At 61.1% G+C, this 18,563-nt stretch carries 16 protein-coding genes; 10 read left to right on the forward strand and 6 right to left on the reverse strand.

What is annotated here, in order from left to right; translation table 11 throughout:
* The first annotated feature begins 128 nt into the window (after positions 1-128).
* Complete coding sequence (locus tag CPH89_RS07485) at positions 129-2,306, forward strand: malate synthase G (RefSeq protein ID WP_053258353.1); 2,178 nt, start codon at positions 129-131, stop codon at positions 2,304-2,306.
* Between the two features lie 170 nt (positions 2,307-2,476).
* Here the strand turns inward: CPH89_RS07485 and CPH89_RS07490 are convergent, their stop codons facing one another.
* Positions 2,477-2,923, reverse strand: coding sequence for a response regulator (locus tag CPH89_RS07490; protein ID WP_053258354.1), 447 nt, complete (start codon positions 2,921-2,923; stop codon positions 2,477-2,479).
* A gap of 246 nt (positions 2,924-3,169) precedes the next feature.
* Between CPH89_RS07490 and CPH89_RS07495 the strand changes: the two genes are divergently transcribed.
* The 8 genes from CPH89_RS07495 (at position 3,170) to CPH89_RS07530 (ending at position 12,109) form a co-directional block, all read left to right on the forward strand.
* Complete coding sequence (locus tag CPH89_RS07495; RefSeq protein ID WP_053258355.1) at positions 3,170-5,104, forward strand: putative nucleotidyltransferase substrate binding domain-containing protein; 1,935 nt, start codon at positions 3,170-3,172, stop codon at positions 5,102-5,104.
* Positions 5,101-5,808, forward strand: a complete 708-nt coding sequence (locus tag CPH89_RS07500) for a 3'-5' exonuclease (protein ID WP_053258356.1) — start codon at positions 5,101-5,103, stop codon at positions 5,806-5,808. Before CPH89_RS07495 ends, CPH89_RS07500 begins: the two co-directional genes overlap by 4 nt.
* A gap of 100 nt (positions 5,809-5,908) precedes the next feature.
* Positions 5,909-6,433, forward strand: a complete 525-nt coding sequence (locus CPH89_RS07505; RefSeq protein WP_053258357.1) for an RNA polymerase sigma factor — start codon at positions 5,909-5,911, stop codon at positions 6,431-6,433.
* The gene (locus CPH89_RS07510) at positions 6,424-7,392 is read left to right on the forward strand and encodes a FecR domain-containing protein (protein WP_053258358.1); all 969 of its coding nucleotides are present in this window, start codon (positions 6,424-6,426) and stop codon (positions 7,390-7,392) included. The genes CPH89_RS07505 and CPH89_RS07510 overlap by 10 nt, the downstream gene beginning before the upstream one ends.
* Before the next feature lie 149 nt (positions 7,393-7,541).
* Complete coding sequence (locus CPH89_RS07515; protein ID WP_053258359.1) at positions 7,542-9,971, forward strand: TonB-dependent siderophore receptor; 2,430 nt, start codon at positions 7,542-7,544, stop codon at positions 9,969-9,971.
* A 62-nt stretch (positions 9,972-10,033) separates the two neighbouring features.
* Positions 10,034-11,137: a PepSY-associated TM helix domain-containing protein gene (locus tag CPH89_RS07520; RefSeq protein WP_053258360.1), complete on the forward strand. Its 1,104-nt coding sequence runs from the start codon at positions 10,034-10,036 to the stop codon at positions 11,135-11,137.
* Complete coding sequence (locus tag CPH89_RS07525; protein ID WP_053258361.1) at positions 11,134-11,316, forward strand: hypothetical protein; 183 nt, start codon at positions 11,134-11,136, stop codon at positions 11,314-11,316. The genes CPH89_RS07520 and CPH89_RS07525 overlap by 4 nt, the downstream gene beginning before the upstream one ends.
* A gap of 163 nt (positions 11,317-11,479) precedes the next feature.
* Entirely contained in the window at positions 11,480-12,109 is a 630-nt protein-coding gene (locus tag CPH89_RS07530; RefSeq protein ID WP_053258362.1) for a glutathione S-transferase, read from the forward strand.
* A 186-nt stretch (positions 12,110-12,295) separates the two neighbouring features.
* Here CPH89_RS07530 and creD read toward each other — a convergent pair whose 3' ends face one another.
* From creD to rloA2, 4 genes are read right to left on the reverse strand one after another with little or no spacing between them, the layout of a single operon-like run.
* The gene (gene creD, locus CPH89_RS07535; RefSeq protein WP_053258363.1) at positions 12,296-13,669 is read right to left on the reverse strand and encodes a cell envelope integrity protein CreD; all 1,374 of its coding nucleotides are present in this window, start codon (positions 13,667-13,669) and stop codon (positions 12,296-12,298) included.
* Between the two features lie 51 nt (positions 13,670-13,720).
* Complete coding sequence (creC, locus tag CPH89_RS07540) at positions 13,721-15,160, reverse strand: two-component system sensor histidine kinase CreC (RefSeq protein ID WP_053258364.1); 1,440 nt, start codon at positions 15,158-15,160, stop codon at positions 13,721-13,723.
* Positions 15,160-15,828 carry a two-component system response regulator CreB gene (gene creB, locus CPH89_RS07545; RefSeq protein WP_053258365.1) on the reverse strand — a complete coding sequence of 223 codons (669 nt, stop codon included), beginning with the start codon at positions 15,826-15,828 and terminating at the stop codon, positions 15,160-15,162. The genes creC and creB overlap by 1 nt, the downstream gene beginning before the upstream one ends.
* Before the next feature lie 8 nt (positions 15,829-15,836).
* Positions 15,837-16,352: a retropepsin-like aspartic peptidase RloA2 gene (rloA2, locus tag CPH89_RS07550; protein ID WP_053258366.1), complete on the reverse strand. Its 516-nt coding sequence runs from the start codon at positions 16,350-16,352 to the stop codon at positions 15,837-15,839.
* 171 nt (positions 16,353-16,523) lie between these two features.
* On the opposite strand from rloA2, the gene CPH89_RS07555 reads away from it, so the two are divergent.
* A complete protein-coding gene (locus CPH89_RS07555) occupies positions 16,524-17,402 on the forward strand; it encodes a 1-acylglycerol-3-phosphate O-acyltransferase, YihG family (RefSeq protein WP_053258367.1) in 879 nt (292 codons plus the stop codon).
* Positions 17,403-17,857: 455 nt separating this feature from the next.
* On the opposite strand, the gene CPH89_RS07560 is transcribed toward CPH89_RS07555, so the two are convergent.
* Entirely contained in the window at positions 17,858-18,427 is a 570-nt protein-coding gene (locus CPH89_RS07560; RefSeq protein WP_053258368.1) for a DUF2780 domain-containing protein, read from the reverse strand.
* Positions 18,428-18,563: the final 136 nt, after the last annotated feature.

The following is an 18,563-nucleotide window of genomic DNA, read 5'->3' on the forward strand; positions in this document are numbered from 1 at the left end:
GTCAACCCTCTCGCCCAGCCGCCTGCACGGCATGTACTGGGAATGGGTTCGTGGTTTAAATGGCCAGAGGCTTCATTGGTAAATTGAAAAGCTGAAAAGCGCATTAGCTCCGCAGAGTGAGGCAAGCAATGACTGAACACGTTCAAGTCGGTGGCCTGCAGGTCGCCAAAGTCCTGTTCGACTTCGTGAATAACGAAGCCATTCCCGGTACCGGCATCACTGCCGACCAGTTCTGGGCCGGCGCCGACAAGGTCATCCACGACCTGGCACCGAAGAACAAAGCCCTACTCGCCAAACGCGACGATTTCCAAGCGCGGATCGACACCTGGCACCAAACCCATGCCGGCCAGGCCCACGACCCGGTGGCCTACAAAGCCTTCCTGCAAGACATCGGATACCTGCTGCCAGAAGCCGCAGACTTCCAGGCCTCGACCCAAAACGTCGATGACGAAATCGCCCGCATGGCCGGCCCACAGCTGGTGGTTCCGGTGATGAACGCCCGTTTCGCCCTCAACGCCTCAAACGCGCGCTGGGGCTCGCTGTATGACGCGTTGTATGGCACCGACGCCATCAGCGAAGCCGACGGCGCCGAAAAGGGCAAGGGTTACAACAAAGTGCGTGGCGACAAGGTGATTGCCTTCGCCCGTGCCTTCCTCGACGAAGCCGCGCCGCTGACTGCCGGCAGCCACGTCGACTCCACCGCTTACAAAATCGTTGATGGCAAGCTGGTCGTCGGCCTCAAGGGCGGCAGCAACAGCGGCCTGCGCGACGATGCCCAGTTGATCGGTTTCCAGGGCCCGGCGGCCCAGCCGATTGCGATCCTGCTGAAGCACAACGGCCTGCACTTCGAAATCCAGATCGACGCCAGCACCCCGGTCGGCCAGACCGACGCCGCCGGCGTCAAAGACGTGCTGATGGAAGCCGCGCTGACCACCATCATGGACTGCGAAGACTCGGTTGCCGCTGTCGATGCCGATGACAAAGTGGTGATCTACCGCAACTGGCTCGGCCTGATGAAAGGCGACCTCGCCGAAGAAGTGGCCAAGGGCGGCAAGACCTTCACCCGCACCATGAACGCCGACCGTGTCTACACCGGCGTCGATGGCCAGGACGTGACCCTGCACGGCCGCTCGCTGCTGTTCGTGCGCAACGTTGGCCACTTGATGACCATCGACGCGATCCTCGACAAAGACGGCAACGAAGTACCGGAAGGCATCCTCGACGGCCTGCTCACCAGCCTGGCAGCGATCCACAGCCTCAACGGCAACAGCAGCCGCAAGAACAGCCGTACCGGTTCGGTGTACATCGTAAAACCGAAGATGCATGGCCCCGAAGAAGCGGCGTTCACCAACGAGCTGTTCGGCCGCATCGAAGACGTGCTGAACCTGCCGCGCAACACCCTCAAAGTCGGAATCATGGACGAGGAGCGCCGCACCACGGTCAACCTCAAGGCCTGCATCAAGGCGGCCAGCGAGCGTGTGGTGTTTATCAACACCGGCTTCCTCGACCGCACCGGCGACGAGATCCATACGTCCATGGAAGCCGGCGCGATGGTGCGCAAGGCCGCCATGAAGGCGGAAAAATGGATCGGCGCCTACGAGAACTGGAACGTCGATATCGGCCTGAGCACCGGCCTGCAAGGGCGTGCGCAGATCGGTAAAGGTATGTGGGCAATGCCCGACTTGATGGCGGCGATGCTCGAACAGAAAATCGCTCACCCTATGGCCGGCGCCAACACCGCCTGGGTGCCATCGCCAACGGCGGCTGCACTGCACGCGCTGCACTATCACAAGGTCGACGTGTTCGCGCGCCAGGCCGAACTGGCCAAGCGCGAGCGTGCGTCGCTGGACGATATCCTGACCATTCCTCTGGCCAGCAATACCGATTGGTCCGACGAAGAAATCCGGAATGAGCTGGACAACAACGCCCAGGGCATCCTTGGCTATGTGGTGCGTTGGATCGATCAGGGCGTGGGCTGTTCGAAAGTGCCGGACATCAACGACGTCGGCCTGATGGAAGACCGCGCTACGCTGCGGATCTCCAGCCAGCACATCGCCAACTGGCTGCGCCACGGCGTTGTCAACGAAGCCCAAGTGATGGAAAGCCTCAAGCGCATGGCGCCGGTGGTCGACCGTCAGAATGCCGGTGACGCGCTGTATCGCCCACTGGCCCCGGACTTCGACAGCAACATCGCGTTCCAGGCAGCGGTGGAATTGGTGATTGAAGGGGCCCAGCAACCCAATGGTTATACCGAGCCGGTGTTGCACCGTCGGCGTCGGGAGTTCAAGGCCAAGAACGGCTTGTAAATGAAAAGGCCCTGATCGCGAGATCAGGGCCTTTTCATTGGGGAATGTGGTGGTCGTGACGCGTTGGCGAGCAAGCCCGCTCCCACACTCGACGGCATTTCTACAGGAGGCATGCGCTCAAATGTGGGAGCGGGCTTGCTCGCGAATACGCCTGCACGGTCAACAGATACTCAAGAAGCCATCCCCAGCTCACGCTTCACCATCTTCGCCAGCTTGACGCTGTCGATCGGCTTGAGCATGAAGTCCACCACACTCATGTGCATGGCGTCGATGACGTCGCGCGCGTCTGCGTCCCCCGACATGATGATGATCGGCAGCGCTGCTCGGGCAGAGCTGCGCACTTGCTGGATCAGTTCCAGGCCATTGCTCGGTGCCATGCGCAGGTCGGTGATCAGTAAACCGATGGAGCTGCTGGACTCCAACAAATCCCATGCCGTCTCACCATTGTCAGCGGTCATGCAGCGAATGCCGTCCAGCCCCAGGATCTCCGCCAGCAATTCACGCGCGTCTTTGTCGTCATCGACAATCAACACCCGTTGTGGCGGTAAATCAGGCTCCAGCATCACGGCGCTCAGCGCCTCGCGCTCGGCATCACTCAAAATATCGTGGTCGGACATACGTTTCTCAGCAGTTCTATTCAATCTCCCAGCACACTCGTCAGACATCTGCGGAAGGGCGAACAATGTGCACTTCGTCGGAAAGTTTGCCTAGTGGGCGTTCTACCGGGTTTTAACACTAGCCATCTAAGGTTTTTCCCTAGTCGTGAATCGTTTTCCCGCGAACTAGACTTACGTCCAATGGGCACCCGGAGCACGGGGGCTGACCATAAAGGACGATAACGACAAGAAACTGCGGTCACTCTTATGAGTAAAGCTGATGCTTTCACCCAGGCGGGAAAAACCGCCGTGTTGCAGAACATCCACGGCACCCTGCAATTCCTGCAACGCTTTCCCCCGTTCAACCAGATGGAAAACGCCCACTTGGCGTTTCTGGTGGAACAGTGCCAACTGCGTTTCTATGGCCCTGGCGAGAGCATCCTCAAACCATCGGGCGGGCCGGTGGAGCATTTTTATATCGTCAAGCAAGGCCGCGTCGTCGGCGAACGCCCGCAGTTAAATCAGGAAGCGGCCGAAACCACCTTCGAAATCACCACCGGTGAGTGCTTCCCTCTTGCCGCACTGCTGGGCGAACGGGCGACGCGCACCGAGCACAAGGCCGCCGAAGATACGTTCTGCCTGCAACTGAACAAGCCGGCGTTTATCAAGCTGTTCGCCCTCTCCAGTGCGTTTCGCGATTTCGCCCTGCGCGGTGTCAGCAGCTTGCTGGACCAGGTCAACCAGCAGGTGCAGCAAAAAGCCGTAGAGACCCTCGGCACCCAGTACTCGCTGAACACTCGTCTTGGCGAATTGGCGATGCGCCATCCGGTCACCTGCAGCCCGGACACGCCGCTGCGCGAGGCGGTGACGCTTATGCATGAGCAACAAGTGGGCAGCATTGTGATCGTCGACGAGCACAAAGCGCCCTTGGGGATATTCACCCTGCGCGACCTGCGCCAGGTGGTTGCCGACGGCACCAGTGATTTCAATCAGGCGATCGACGGCCATATGACCCAGGCGCCGTTCTTCCTCAGCCCGGACCACAGCGCCTTCGACGCCGCCATCGCCATGACCGAGCGGCATATCGCCCATGTGTGCCTGGTGAAAGACCAGCGCCTGTGTGGCGTGGTGTCCGAACGCGACCTGTTTTCCCTGCAACGGGTTGACCTGGTGCACTTGGCCCGCACCATCCGCAATGCGCCCCGGGTCGAAAACCTGGTGGCGATACGCGGTGAAATCGGCCAACTGGTGGAACGCATGCTCGCCCACGGCGCGTCGTCCACCCAGATCACGCACATCATTACCTTGCTCAACGACCACACCGTGTGCCGGGTGATCGAGCTGACGCTGGCCGACAAAGGCGACCCCGGCGTGCCGTTCAGTTGGCTGTGTTTCGGCAGCGAAGGCCGTCGCGAGCAGACACTGTTTACCGATCAGGACAACGGCATTCTGTTCGATGCCAAGGACGCCGCCGAAGCCGCAGCGATTCGCGGCCGCTTGTTGCCCCTGGCGCAGCAGATCAACCAGAGCCTGGCGCTGTGCGGCTTCAGTTTGTGCAAGGGCAATATCATGGCCGGTAACCCCGAACTGTGCCTGTCGCGGGCCGAGTGGGCGCGGCGCTTCGGTGCGTTTATTCGCGAGGCGACGCCGGAGAACCTGCTGGGCTCAAGCATCTATTTTGACTTGCGCGTGGTGTGGGGCGACGAACAGGGCTGTGAGCAATTGCGCCAGGGCATTCTGGATCAAGTCGCGGATAACCGGCTGTTCCAACGCATGCTGGCCGAGAACGCCTTGCGCCAACGCCCGCCGGTAGGGCGTTTCCGCGATTTTGTGCTGACGCGCAAAGGTGGCGAAAAAGCCACACTCGATCTTAAGGTGCAGGGCCTCACGCCGTTTGTGGACGGTGCTCGCCTACTCGCCCTGGCCAACGGCGTCCACGCCATCAATACCCTGGAGCGCCTGCGCCAGTTGGTGGACAAGGAAGTCATTGAGCCACTCGACGGCGCGGCATACGAAGAGGCCTATCACTTTATCCAGCAAACCCGCATGCAGCAGCACCAGTTGCAAAGCCGCGAGAACCAGGCCTATTCCAACCGTGTCGACCCTGACAGTCTCAACCACCTGGATCGGCGCATCTTGCGTGAATCCCTGCGTCAGGCCCAGCGCCTGCAAAGCAGCCTGACCTTTCGGTACCAGCTGTGAGCCTGTTCAGTTGGCTACGGACAAAAAAGCCCGGGCTGGACGCAACCCAGCAACTGCGCCTGGCGCAACTGCCCAAACCTGTGGGGTTGGGGACTGGCTCTCTGCGCAGCCAGCGCTGGGTAGTGGTCGACCTGGAAACCAGCGGCCTGAACCTCAACCGAGACCAGGTACTGTCCATCGGTGCCGTGGTCATCGAGGACGGCGCGGTGGACTTCTCGCAAATGTTCGAGCGCACCCTGCAACGTGCCGAAACAAAACTCAGCCCCAGTGTACTGATCCACGGCCTCGGCCCCAGTGCCATCGCTGCCGGCAGCGACCCGGTCGAAGCCCTGCTGGATTTCATGGCGTTTGTCGGCGACAGCCCGATGCTGGCGTTTCATGCACCGTTCGATCAGCACATGCTGTGCCGTGCACTCAAGGACAGCTTGGGCTATCGGCTGAGCCATCCGTTTCTCGATGTTGCAGACATCGCCCCACTGCTGTGCCCCGAAGCGAATATCCGCGAAGCCGGCCTCGACGACTGGATCAACCACTTCAAACTGCAAGTGGGCGAACGCCATCACGCCAGCGCCGATGCACTGGCCACGGCTGAGCTGATGCTCATCCTGTTTAACCGCGCGCAGCAGCAAGCAATCGCCAGCCCTCAAGCGCTGCAAGAGCGCCTGAGCCAATGGAAACGCCGCAAACAAGCGCCAGCGTTTTAGTGGCACCGCCCGACAGACGCCAATTGCGCCCACTCCCTGCCTCTGACACAATCGCGAATAATTCTCGTTAGTTTAAACCTCTTGTTTATTCGGTGATGCCTTGTCGTCGGTCCAGCCCCCACACAGTGAGCTTGTTGGCGCGTTATACCGCGACCATCGTGGCTGGCTGTTGGCGTGGCTGCGCCGCAACGTGGCCTGCCCGAGCCGCGCCGAAGACTTGAGCCAGGACACGTTCATGCGCCTGCTGGGCCGTGAAGAGTTGCGCGAACCGCGCGAGCCACGGGCGTTCCTGGTGTCGATCGCCAAAGGGCTGCTGTTCGACTACTTTCGCCGCGCAGCCCTGGAACAGGCTTACCTCAGCGAGCTGATGCTGCTACCGGAAAGCGAACAGCCGTCGCCCGAAGAACAGCAATTGATCCTCGAAGACCTCAAGGCCATCGACCACCTGCTCGCCAAACTGTCGAGCAAGGCCCGCGCCGCCTTCCTCTATAACCGCCTCGACGGCCTGGGCCACGCCGAAATCGCCCGGCGTCTCGGTGTGTCGGTGCCTCGCGTGCGTCAGTACCTGGCCCAGGGCATTCGCCAGTGCTACGTCGCGCTGTATGGCGAGCCGGCGTGCCCGTGATCAGCTCCAAACCGGTCTCGGCCCGCGTGCTGGACGCGGCAATTGCCTGGCAACTGTCCCTCGACTCGGGCGACGGCAGCCTGGTGGCGCAGGAAGAGTTCGCCAAATGGCTGGCCGGCGATGAAGAACATGCGCGCGCCTGGCGCCAGTTGGGCATGCTCGACCAGCGTTTCAGCAGGGCGTCGGGCCCGGCGCGGGCGGCGTTGGTGCAGTCTCGCGAGAGCCTGCGCCAGCGCGTGCGCAAACTTGGCCGCGGCCTGGCAAGTATCGCGCTGGTGTGCGGCCTGGTGGTGTTTGCCGGTGAGCGCTACGTGCCGATCCACTATTGGCTGGCCGACCAGCGCACGGCCACCGGCGAGCAGCGCACGCTGAAACTCGCGGATGGCACGCTGATCAACCTCAACACCCACAGCGCCATCGACGTGCGCTTCGATGAAAAACGCCGGCTGATCGTGTTGCAGGAAGGCGAGATGCTGGTCGAAACCGGCCACAACGATGCGCGCCCCTTCTATGTACAAACCCGCGACGGCAGCCTGCGGGCGCTGGGCACACGGTTTATCGTCAAGCGCGAAGACGACGCCACGCGCCTGAGCGTGCTGCAGTCAGCGGTGGCTGCTCAGCCACAGGCACTGCATCACGAACAGATTTTCTGCGAAGGCCAGCAAGTGCTGATGCGCAGCGACAGTCTCGGCCCCGTGTTGGCCGTCACGCCCGCCACCGACGCCTGGACACGCGGCATGCTGGTGGTCGACAACGCCCGCCTGGGCGACGTGGTCGAGGAGCTCAGCCGCTATCGCACCGGCTACCTGGGCGTGGATAACACCGTGGCCGACCTGCGCATCACCGGCAGCTTCCCGCTGCATGACACCACCCTGGCGCTGAACGCCCTGCTGCCGACCTTGCCGGTGCAGATCGAGCAGCGCACGCCGTGGTGGGTGACCGTTACCGCCAAGCCTTAGGTTATGCGGTGCATGGGCTGTAGCTTGCGCGGCCCTGAAAAACGCTTCAAATACCCGACTCAAAAAATATCTTCGCTCAGCCCTATCACTTTTCGAATCTCGCTCGGCACATAGGCAATTGAGAAATATTTCCATTCAGGAGCCGCCCCATGTCCCGCACGCTAGACACCCTGTTGCGCCCCAGCCTGTTAGCCGTGGCCATTGCCCTCAGCACGCCGCTGACTAGCACCTCGCTGATCGCCGCTGAACAGGCCTCGAACGTGCGCGCCTACAACCTGCCCGCCGCGCCACTGGCCAGCACCCTGAACCAGATCGCCAGCCAGGCGGGCCTGGCGCTGACCCTTAACCCGGCGCTGGCGTCGGGCAAAACCTCGGCACCGGTGAAGGGCCAGTACGATGCGCAAGGCGCGCTGCGTGAGGCCTTGCGTGGGACAGGGCTGCAGCTGGAACAGAGCAGCGCCGGGACGTTTACGCTGGTGGCAATTCCGGAAGGCGTTGTGGCGTTGCCGGAGACCAGCATCATTGGGCAAGGCAGCTATGAAAGCGCCTGGGGCCCGGTGACAGGCTATCTGGCAACGCGCACCGCTGCCGGCACCAAGACCGACACGGCACTGGTCGAAGCACCGCGCTCGATCTCCATTGCCACCCGCGAACAGATGCAGGATCGCAACGTCCAGAACCTCGATGACGCCGTCAAATACATGCCCGGCATCGTATCGTCCAGTTACGGCAGCGACACCCGCTACGACTGGATGCGCGTACGCGGCTTCGAGCCCACGCAATTCCTCGACGGCCTGCCACTGCCACGCGGTGTGTACGCCAACCCGAAAGCCGAAACCTGGAACCTGGACCGCCTCGCCCTGCTGCGTGGCCCTGCCTCGTCGATCTACGGCCAGACACCACCGGGCGGCCTGCTGGACATGGTCAGCCGCCGTCCCAGCGCTGAATCGAGCAACGCCATCCAAGTGCAGTACGGCAGTGACAACTACCGCCAGATCAACTTCGCTAGTACCGGCAAGGTCGATGATGAAGGGCAGTTCCTGTATGGCATCAGTGGCGTGGTACGCGATGCCGGCACTCAGGTCGACCATATCGACAACAAGCGCTACAACATCGCGCCCAGCCTGACCTGGAACATCGACCCGGATACCAAGCTGACACTGCTCTCGCAGTTCACCCGTGACGATACCGGCACTACCAGCCAGTTCATGCCCATTCAGGGCACCAAGATCAAATCACCACTGGGCAAGGTTTCCCACCACAAGAACCTCGGCGATCCGGATTACGAGTTCTACGACCGTACTTACTACGCGTTGGGCTATGCGTTCGAACACCGTTTCAACGATACCTGGCAGTTCAAACAGAACCTGCGTTACACCAAATCGGAGCTGGACTTCCAGCAACTGACCGTAGGCTCCTATGCGTTTTCCCCGGCTGATGCGGCGGGCAATATCAGCCGGTCTACCACCAACGTTGACGAAAGCATTGGCCAGTTCGCGGTGGACAACCATTTCCAAGCCGACTTCGCCAGCGGCGACATCCGCCATACAGTACTGCTCGGCCTCGATCACCAGCGTACCGACACCTCGTACCGCGCCCTATACGGCACGGCATCGAGTATCAACATCTTCAACCCGATCAACACTCAGCCGACTGTACGCCCGACGGATGTCCGACCGTTCTACGACTACAACCAGAAAACCGTACAAACCGGTCTCTACGTGCAGGACCAGATGGCCCTGGACAAGTGGCGCCTGACCTTGGGTGGGCGTGAAGACTGGGTGCACCAGGGCACCACCTATTTCAACGACAACGATGCGACCAACACCGACCGCATCAAACACTTCAGTGGCAATGCGGCGCTGAGCTATGTGTTCGACTCGGGCTTCGTACCGTACCTGTCCTACGCCGAGTCCTTCCAACCCGCGAGCAACGCCGATACAACCGCGCTCAAGACGTTTAAACCGACCGAAGGCAAGCAATGGGAAATGGGGGTCAAATATCAGCCGCCAGGTTCCAACACGCTGCTGAGTGCGGCGGTTTACGACCTCACCCAAAAAAATGTGCAGGTGACCACCCTCGGCGCAGGGGGCCAGCAAATCAACAGCCAGACCGGCGAAGTGAAGGTCAAGGGCCTGGAGCTGGAAGCAGTGTCTGACGTGACCGAGAACCTCAAGGTCATCGCCGCCTACACCTTGGCAAAATCCGAAGTACAAAAAGGCCTTTACACAGGTAACCGCCTGACATTGATGCCAAACCAGCAAGCCTCGCTGTGGACTGACTACACCTGGCACAGCGGCGTACTTGACGGTTTCGGGATTGGTTTGGGTGCCCGCTACACCGGCAACACCTATGGCGACCAGGCCAACACCTGGTTGGGTAAGGCCAACGCCTACACCGTGTTCGATGGTTCGGTGCACTACGACTTGGGCCGCCTGGATAACAGCCTCAAAGGCGCGTCGGTTAAATTGAACGCCACCAACCTGTTCAACAAAGATTACCTGTCCACCTGCGATGGCAACTACTGCTACTTCGGCGACCAGCGCAGCGTAGTCGCCAGCGCCACCTACCAGTGGTAATCAGCTGAGTTAATAATCAGGCCGTCCTCCGGGGCGGCTTGGGTGTGTCTGAAGGCAAGAAAATGAAAAGCAAAACCATCCGCCGCTGGTCCTTCATCCACACCTGGACGAGCCTGATCTGCACCGTCTTCCTGCTGCTGCTCGCCCTCACCGGCCTGCCGCTGGTGTTTCACCACGAGATCGACCACCTGCTGGGCAACGAGCCTGAACTGGCGCAGATGCCCGCCGACACGCCACACCTGAACCTTGAGCAACTGGTGGCCAAGGCCCAGGCCCATCGCCCGGGTGAGGCCATGCAATACCTGGCGTGGGACGCCGACGACCAGAACGGCGTGATTGCGATCATGGCCGCCACGGCCGGCACCGAACCCAACTCGTCTCACACCTTCATGCTCGATGCGCGCACTGGCGACGCCGTGGAAACCCCGGCGGCCAACGGCGGGCTGACGCTGTTCCTGCTGCGCCTGCATGTGGATATGTTTGCCGGCCTGCCGGGCAAGTTGCTGCTGGCGTTCATGGGTATTCTGTTTGTGCTGGCGATTGTCTCGGGCACGGTGCTGTACCTGCCGTTTATGCGCCGCTTGAAGTTCGCCACCGTGCGCCAGGACAAATCCACCCGCCTGCGCTGGCTCGACCTGCATAACCTGATTGGCGTGGTCACGCTGACCTGGGCGCTGGTGGTGGGTGTGACCGGCGTGATCAGCGCCTGCGCCGACCTGATCATCGCCGCCTGGCGCCAGGACAGCCTCAGCGCGATGATCGAGCCCTACAAAAACGCGCCGCCGCTGACACAACGCGCACCGGCCACCGAGCTGCTGAGCATTGCGGCCAAGGCCGCGCCCGGCATGCAGCCGGACTTTATCGCCTTCCCCGGTACGCGCTTTTCCAGTGAGCATCATTACGCCGTGTTCATGAAAGGCAGCACCCATCTGACGTCCCACTTGCTCACGCCGGTGTTGATCGACGCGAGCACCCTGGCCGTCACCGCCATTGCCGAACGGCCGTGGTACATGGACGCCATGGGCATGTCCCAGCCCTTGCACTTTGGTGACTATGGCGGCCTGCCGATGAAGATCCTGTGGGCGGTGCTGGATGTGTTGACCATCATCGTGCTGGGCAGCGGCGTTTACCTGTGGATCGTGCGGCGCAAGGCGGCCAGGGCATGAAGCCGCGTCAGTCGAATTTCTGGAAGGTGTTTGCTATTCCGCTGGGGATTGGCGTGCTCAGCGCAGCCGGGTTGTTTGCCGCGTTGCTGGGCGATGGGCTGTGGGATTCGCTCAGTTGGGTCGGCTTGGGGATTCCCGCTGTCATGGGTGTTTGGGCGTTGTGTAAGCGGCGTGGCTGAGGGCGCCATCGCCGGCAAGCCAGCGCCCACCTTGGGCTGCGTTCACAATTCAAAATGTGGAAGCGGGCTTGCCGGCGATGAGGCCCTCAAAAACACCCAAAACCCCCTCGTCAGCCACGGCGCAACCCTCTAGGCTAGCCACAGCCCATTCAGAGGAATGCCCATGTCCGCGCCCAGCATGACCTTGTTTCACAACCCCGCGTCACCGTTTGTCCGCAAAGTCCGCGTGTTACTGGCCGAGACCGGCCAGCAGGACCGCGTGACCCTGCACGGTTGCATGCCGACACCGGTCCAGCCGGATGCGCAATTGGTGCACGACAACCCCGTGGGTAAAATCCCGGCCCTGCGCCTCGCCGACGGCACGGTGTTGCACGACAGCCGGGTGATCCTCGACTACCTTGACTACCAGCATGTCGGCAACCCGCTGATACCCCGCGACGGCTCGGCACGCTGGCGGCGCCTGACCCTGGCCTCGATGGCCGACGGCATGATGGATGCCGCCGTGCTGGTGCGTTACGAGACGGCCTTGCGCCCGCCGGAAAAACACTGGGACCAGTGGCTGGACGAACAGCGCAACAAGATCCGCCGCACCCTCGTCGAGCTTGAGGCCGATGCAATTGCCGAGCTGGCCAGCCACTTCGACATCGCGTCCATCAGTGTGGCGTGCGCTCTGGGTTACCTCGACTTCCGCCACCCCGACCTGCAATGGCGCGACGCTAACCCCAAGCTTGCCGCCTGGTACGCCGAGGTCAGCCAGCGGCCTTCGATGCTGCAGACCCAACCACCGGTGTGACATTCATGCCCCTCCATTGTGGGAGCAGGCTGGCCTGCGATTGCGGCGTGTCATTCAGTGCACCTGTTGGTGACCCAGCGCTTTCGCAGGCAAACCCGCTCCCACATTGGAAGGTGGTGGCGTTGAGGAATATGACGATTCTTGCCGCCAGCTGCGCGCCCACCCGCTGATCCTCACGCAACCCGATCATTGCACGGCCTCCAGATCAAACTGCAGAGGCTCGCTCGCTTTGCGCTTGCCCACGCCATACCAGTCGAGTTTGCGCGTCAGCACCATCACCGTGCCGAGCAGGCCGAACAGCAACAGCGAGCCCATCAGCAGCGCGTAATCCTCGGCACTCAGCAACCCGTACAACAAGCCATACAACGCCGCCAGCCCCGCCGAAAACCCCAGGCCGTGGGTGACGCTGCGCAGCACATGGCACACGTAGAAACCAATCAACAGCACACAGGCACTGGCGGATATCACATACGCCAGCGCAAACCCCAGGTGCTCGGACAACGACAACAGCAGCAGGTAGAAGAACGCCAGGGCAACACCCACCAATGCGTATTGAATCGGGTGCACAGCCAGGTTCTTGAGCACTTCGAAGAGGAAGAAGCCAGCAAACGTCAGGGCGATAAACAGCAGCGCGTATTTGATCGCGCGGTCGCTCTTGAGGTATTGGTCGACCGGGTCGATGAAGTTCACGCCGAAGCTGCGGTTGGTGAAGTCTTCACAGCCCTGCCGGTCCAGGCAGGTTTGCAGGGCTTGCTCGAGGTTGGTGGAAAAAAACGAGGTCTGCCAGTTGGCGGTGAAGCCTTTATCGGTGACGTCTCGTTGGGCCGGGAGGAAGTTGCCGATAAAGCTCGGGTGCGGCCAGTTAGAGGCGAGTGTGACCTGGCTGGTCTTGCCCACCGGGACGACTTGCAGCTGTTCGGTGCCCTGCAGGCGCAGGTCGAACGCGAAGTCCACCACGGCCGGTTTTTTGCTGTCCTGCTCGGGCAGCATTACGTGCACGCCCTCCCCCAGCCAATCCACTTGAGTGCCCGGCGAGAACGCCAGACGCTGGCTGCCCAGCTCCAGCTTCAGCGCGTTTTCGATCCCGCGAATATCGCTGATACCCACCGCCAGAAACGCCGGTTCAAAGCGGTAATCGGCAAAGTCCTCGGTGATGCCCAACTGCGCAGGCAGCTCAAAATGCCCGCTGATACGGTTATCGGCATGGAACAGTCGCGCCTGGTAGATGCCCCGTGCGCGCAGTTCGGTTTGCACCTTGCCGTCGAGCTCAAAGCGGTCCGGCAGGAAATACAGACGACCGCGCTCTTCACGGGTTTGCTCGTAGCGTTTGTTGAGCTTTTCATTGAGTTTCCACTCGCGCACGGTCTTGCGGTACGGCACCACCATCACCGGCCCGGTGAGGCGCTGGCTGTAGCTGGAGCTGCGGGCGATGTCCATCAACACGCCATCGCGCAGTTGCTGGCGGTCGCTAATGATGCCGTTGATCATCAGCAACGGAATCAGTAACAACAGAATCAGCAGCGCAATGGCGCCAAGTTTGAAAAGCAGGCTGCGGTTCATGGGGCTCTCCCTGTTTTGATAGGCAGAGCGTGAGCCGCGCATATGGGCGATTTATGTGGGCAATGTGGAGACTGTGTGGAGATGCAGCACCACTTGCACACCGCCTTGCACATTGCCGATCTGCAAAGCGCCGCCATGCAGCTTCATCACTTCTTCAACGAAGTTCAGGCCCAGGCCGGTGCTTTTGCGCCCGCTGGCCGGGCGTGGCAACGAGTAGAAGCGCTCGCTCAGGCGCGGCAGTGCGTAGTCGGGAATCGGCGCCGTCTGGTTGAACAGGCTGACGTACACGTCGTTATGCTGGGTTTGCGCGCTGAATTTCAACGCGCCGCAAGGTGGCGTGAAGTCCAGGGCGTTTTCCAGCAGATTGCCCAAGGCCTGGCGCAACAGGAAAGGCTCGCCGAACACCTTCACGTCTGCGGCAATGGCTTGCTCGACCTGCAAACCGGCGCCTTCGATTCGTGCGCATTGGGCCTGGAGTACCTCATCAACCAGGGCGGCCAGCGGCACACTGGTTTGCGCTTCAAGGCCCTGGCGCTGCTCCACTTGCGCCAGGTTCAGCAGGCGTTCGATCAACTGTTGCAGGCGCGCGCTTTCACTGTCGATATTGCTCACAAAGCGCTGCTGCTGCTCGCGGGTCATGTCGCCCTGCAACAGTTCCGCCGCGCCGCGAATGGCGGCCAGCGGGCTCTTCAGTTCGTGGGTCAGGGTGTGCACGTAATGCTCGACGTAGGCCTTGCCCTCCAACTGCGTGCGCATGTGCTCCACGGCGGTGGACAGTTGCTTGAGTTCGCCGCCACGGTAATGCGGCAGCTCGGCACGCCGCCCTTCGCTGACTGCCTGTGCATAAGCCGTCAGCCGGTGCAGCGCAACACTCAACCACCACGACAACAGCGCGCCCAGCAGCAGGCCCATCACCACCAGCCCCGCGCCGTACCACAGCAGGCGGCGCTCGGTGCGGTCGACATAAGGCTGCAACGAACTGTTGGGCTTGGCCACGGTGACCACGCCGATGATTTGCCCGTTATCGCGGATCGGCGCACCGACATGCATCACCGACGAGGCCGGATCATCCGCTGCGCTGCGCGTGGAGCGCGCGCCGTACTCGCCGCGCAGGGTCAGGTACACGTCGTTCCATTTGGAATAGTCCTGGCCCACCGCTTCGCCCCTGGAGTCGAGCAGCACGATGCCCTTGGCGTCGGTCACGTAAATGCGGTGGTTAACCTGGTTTTTCGGCAGGCCCCAGATGGTCGCGCCGGGCTGGCGATTGCCGTAGGCCTTGAGCAGTTCGGCCCAATGGCTTTGGCCGAGGGTATGGTTTTTCACATCATCGCGCAGAATCTCGGCCAGTAGATTGGCGGTGTCCACCAGGGTTTCTTCAGTGGACTGGCGCACGCCCGGGCGGATTTCCTTCATCACCGTGTTGAGCACAAAGTAACCGGTCAGGCCGATAAACAGCGCATACACCAGGAAAATCCGCAGCCCCAGGCGCATCAGCTGTGGCTCGGGCTGTAACTGTAGCCCAGGCCACGATGGGTCTGGATCGGCTCGGCATCGGCCGCAATAGCCCGCAGTTTGCTGCGCAGGCTCTTGATGTGGCTGTCGATATTGCGCTCGTAGCCGGCATCCGCCGCCACGCCCACCGCGTCGAGTAATTGCTCGCGACTGAACACGCGTTCGGGTTGCTCAAGCAGGCTTTGCAGCAAACGGAATTCATGCCGGGTCAGGCTCAATGGCTGCCCGCGATAACTGATTTGCATGCGTTCCAGGTCCACCTGGAACACGGCGGGCGCCACACCTGGGCCGACGCGCTTGAGGATCGCCCGCACGCGCGCCGCCACTTCCCGTGGGCTGAACGGCTTGACCACATAATCGTCGGCACCGATCTCCAGGCCCACCACGCGGTCAATCTCGGCATCGCGAGCACTGAGGAACATCACCGGCACTTCGCTGAAACGGCGCAATTGCTTGCAGGTTTCAAAGCCGGTGATATCCGGCAAGCCAATGTCGAGGATGATCAGGTCGGCTGGCGTCTGGCGCTGATGGGCCAACGCCTCCTGGCCGAGGCTCAACCAGGTGGTGGTGAAGCCCTCGCCGTGCAGGGCGAAAACCAACGTGTCGGCTATCGCCGCTTCGTCTTCGACAATCAGGATATGCGGCATGGGTTCAATCAGCAGTCCGGTTTGTCAGCGGTATACCGACGGGCCGGGTTTACCGCCGCGCCGAATTCACGCAAGGCCTTGGCGCCGATCAGCAGCGGGTAGTTGAAGCTGCTGCGGTCGGTGAGGTTGACCTCGACGGTGCGCTTGACGTTACCCAGGCACATTTCCAGGTCAATCACCGGACGCTTGGCCACCGTGGCTTCGTCCTTGTCCTCGTCTTCGTCGGCGCGGCTCTTGATCTTGCTGATACGCGAGACTTTATGTTCGTAGACCTTGTCGCTCGCATCCTTGCCGCCGAGACGGAAGCGCACCCAGTCGTCACCGTCGCGGGTGAAGGTTTCGATGTTACGGGCCGACAGCGAGGCAGTCAGCGCGCCGGTGTCCATCTTGGCCTTGAAGGTTTCCCCTATCTCGGGCAACTGGATGTATTCGTAGCGACCGTAGAGGGTCGGTTCGGCGGCCATGACAGGCACAGCGGCCATAACGGGAAGAACCAGGGCGAACGCAGCAAGGAGCAATTTCACGAAGTGATTTCCTCGAAAGAAGTAGGCGGATTCTAGACCGCAAAAGCCGGACTAAGTTAGTTCTCAACCATACCGGGCGCAGTGTGAAACATTCGTGCGGTGATTTGCGATTTGGCCTCTCGACTCAGCTTGCTTATCATGGCCCGCCCACGTCGATTCCAAGAGTTACTTATGCGCCGCCTGCTCACCGGCTGTTTCGTCACACTCCTGCTATTGCTCAACACCCTGGTGCTGTTCGGCCCCTTGATGGTGTTTGCCCTGATCAAGCTGGTGGCCCCCGGGCGCTTTCGCGACTACGCGTCCTGGGCGGTGATGTGGATCGCCGAAACCTGGGCGGAAATCGACAAGCTTATATTCTCGCGGTGCACGCCCACTCAATGGGACATTCGCGGCGGCGACGACCTGCGAAGCGATACCTCCTACCTGGTGATCAGCAACCATCAGTCCTGGGTCGACATTCCGGCCTTGATCCAGGCGCTTAACCGCCGTACGCCGTTCTTCAAATTCTTCCTGAAAAAAGAGCTGATCTGGGTGCCCTTCCTTGGCCTGGCCTGGTGGGCGCTGGATTACCCGTTCATGAAGCGCTACACCAAGGCGTTCCTGGCCAAGCACCCGGAACTGGCGGGCCAGGACCTGAAAATCACCAAACAGGCCTGCGAGCTGTTCAAGCGCCAGCCGGTGACGGTGGTCAATTACCTGGAAGGCACGCGGTTCAGCGAGGCCAAGCGCACCCAACAGGATTCGCCGTTTTCGCGGCTGCTCAAGCCCAAGGCGGGCGGCGTGGCGTTTGTGCTGGCGGCGATGGGTGAACAGCTGGACGCGGTACTCGACGTGACCGTGGTCTATCCGCAGCACACGATTCCAGGGTTCTGGGACTTGATCAGCGGCGCGGTGCCGAAAGTGATCATTGATATCCGCACCCATGAGCTGGACCCGGCGTTGTGGCAAGGGGACTACGAGAACGATCCGGCCTTTCGCCAGACCGTCCAGAACTGGGTGAACCAGCTCTGGCAGGAAAAAGACCAGAGAATTGAGACGCTACTCAAATAGGCCTGCCAACGGTGTGCACAGCCTGTTCACACACCGCAAATGAAGCACATTGAGTGCGAACTAACGGGGAACACATTCTCCCCAAATGTTGAGTACCGGCTCATAAGGCGCTTGGGGTTCTTGTGCCTTCGAGGCATCGGCCACTTCGTTCCGGGCATTAGTGTGCCGCGGGCGACCGATCAAACCGGTCCCTTGTGGCTCATACGGGATGGCAGGAGGATTGACCCAATACGAGACGCTGACAGGCAAATGCAATGTTTTCATCGTGCCACCACTTAAAGTCCAATGAATGAAACCTTCCAAGCCCGTTATGCGCGAAGCTTGAAAGGTCTCCCTCTGTGGCGTGCCCTGTTCAGCGGTTCCCTACGATTTTATACGCCTCATTACGTGTGCTTTTTGATTGTTTGCATCAATGAAGGCCTCGCACCGTATGCGACATACACACTCACCGGTATTTAGCTGCCGGTGCCCCAGGCCGAAGCCAATTTGCCCAGCACTGACTGGTTGGCGCCCTGGCCACCCAGGTACTGCAGGATCACCGGCGCAAACTTGCCGATCATGCTGTTATCCATGCCCAGCGCGCTGAACGCGGTGTTGAGGTCGCTGGTGTCCTTCACGTTACCCAGCAGGCCGTCCAGGCCGCTGGTTTTGCTGCCGCCGCTCTGACCGAGCATCCCGCTCAAGGCGCCGAGGCTACCCAGCGAGTTGCTCCCGGACAGTTGATCCAGGCCCGGCACGCTCTTGCCCAGTTGCGAATAGTCAGTGCCGCTCAGCTTGTTTTTGGCCAGGCCGAGCATGGCGCCGGTGCCGCCGACGGCTTGTTCCGGGGTAATGTTCAATTGCGAAGTCAGGGCCTGCAACAGGCCAGCGGTCTGGGAGCTCGGCGCTGCGGCAGCCGCCTTATTGTTGCCCTGGGCACCGGAGACGGCATTGGCCACGTCACCGAGGCTGAAACCTGCGGCAAACACCGGGCTGGCGGCCACGGTCAACAGGCATGACAGGGCAAAACCGCGTGAAATCTTCATCAAGACAACCTCTGAATGTAGGAGCTAAAAGCACGCGTTTGACTGACAGTCCCGAAGGAATGTTCCCACCTAAAGATTAGTTCAGAAAAAGCTGCATCCAAATGTTCCCCGCGCGCGTATATCCCCCATGCACCGC

This window comes from Pseudomonas fluorescens (genome assembly GCF_900215245.1).
Lineage (GTDB): Bacteria > Pseudomonadota > Gammaproteobacteria > Pseudomonadales > Pseudomonadaceae > Aquipseudomonas > Aquipseudomonas fluorescens.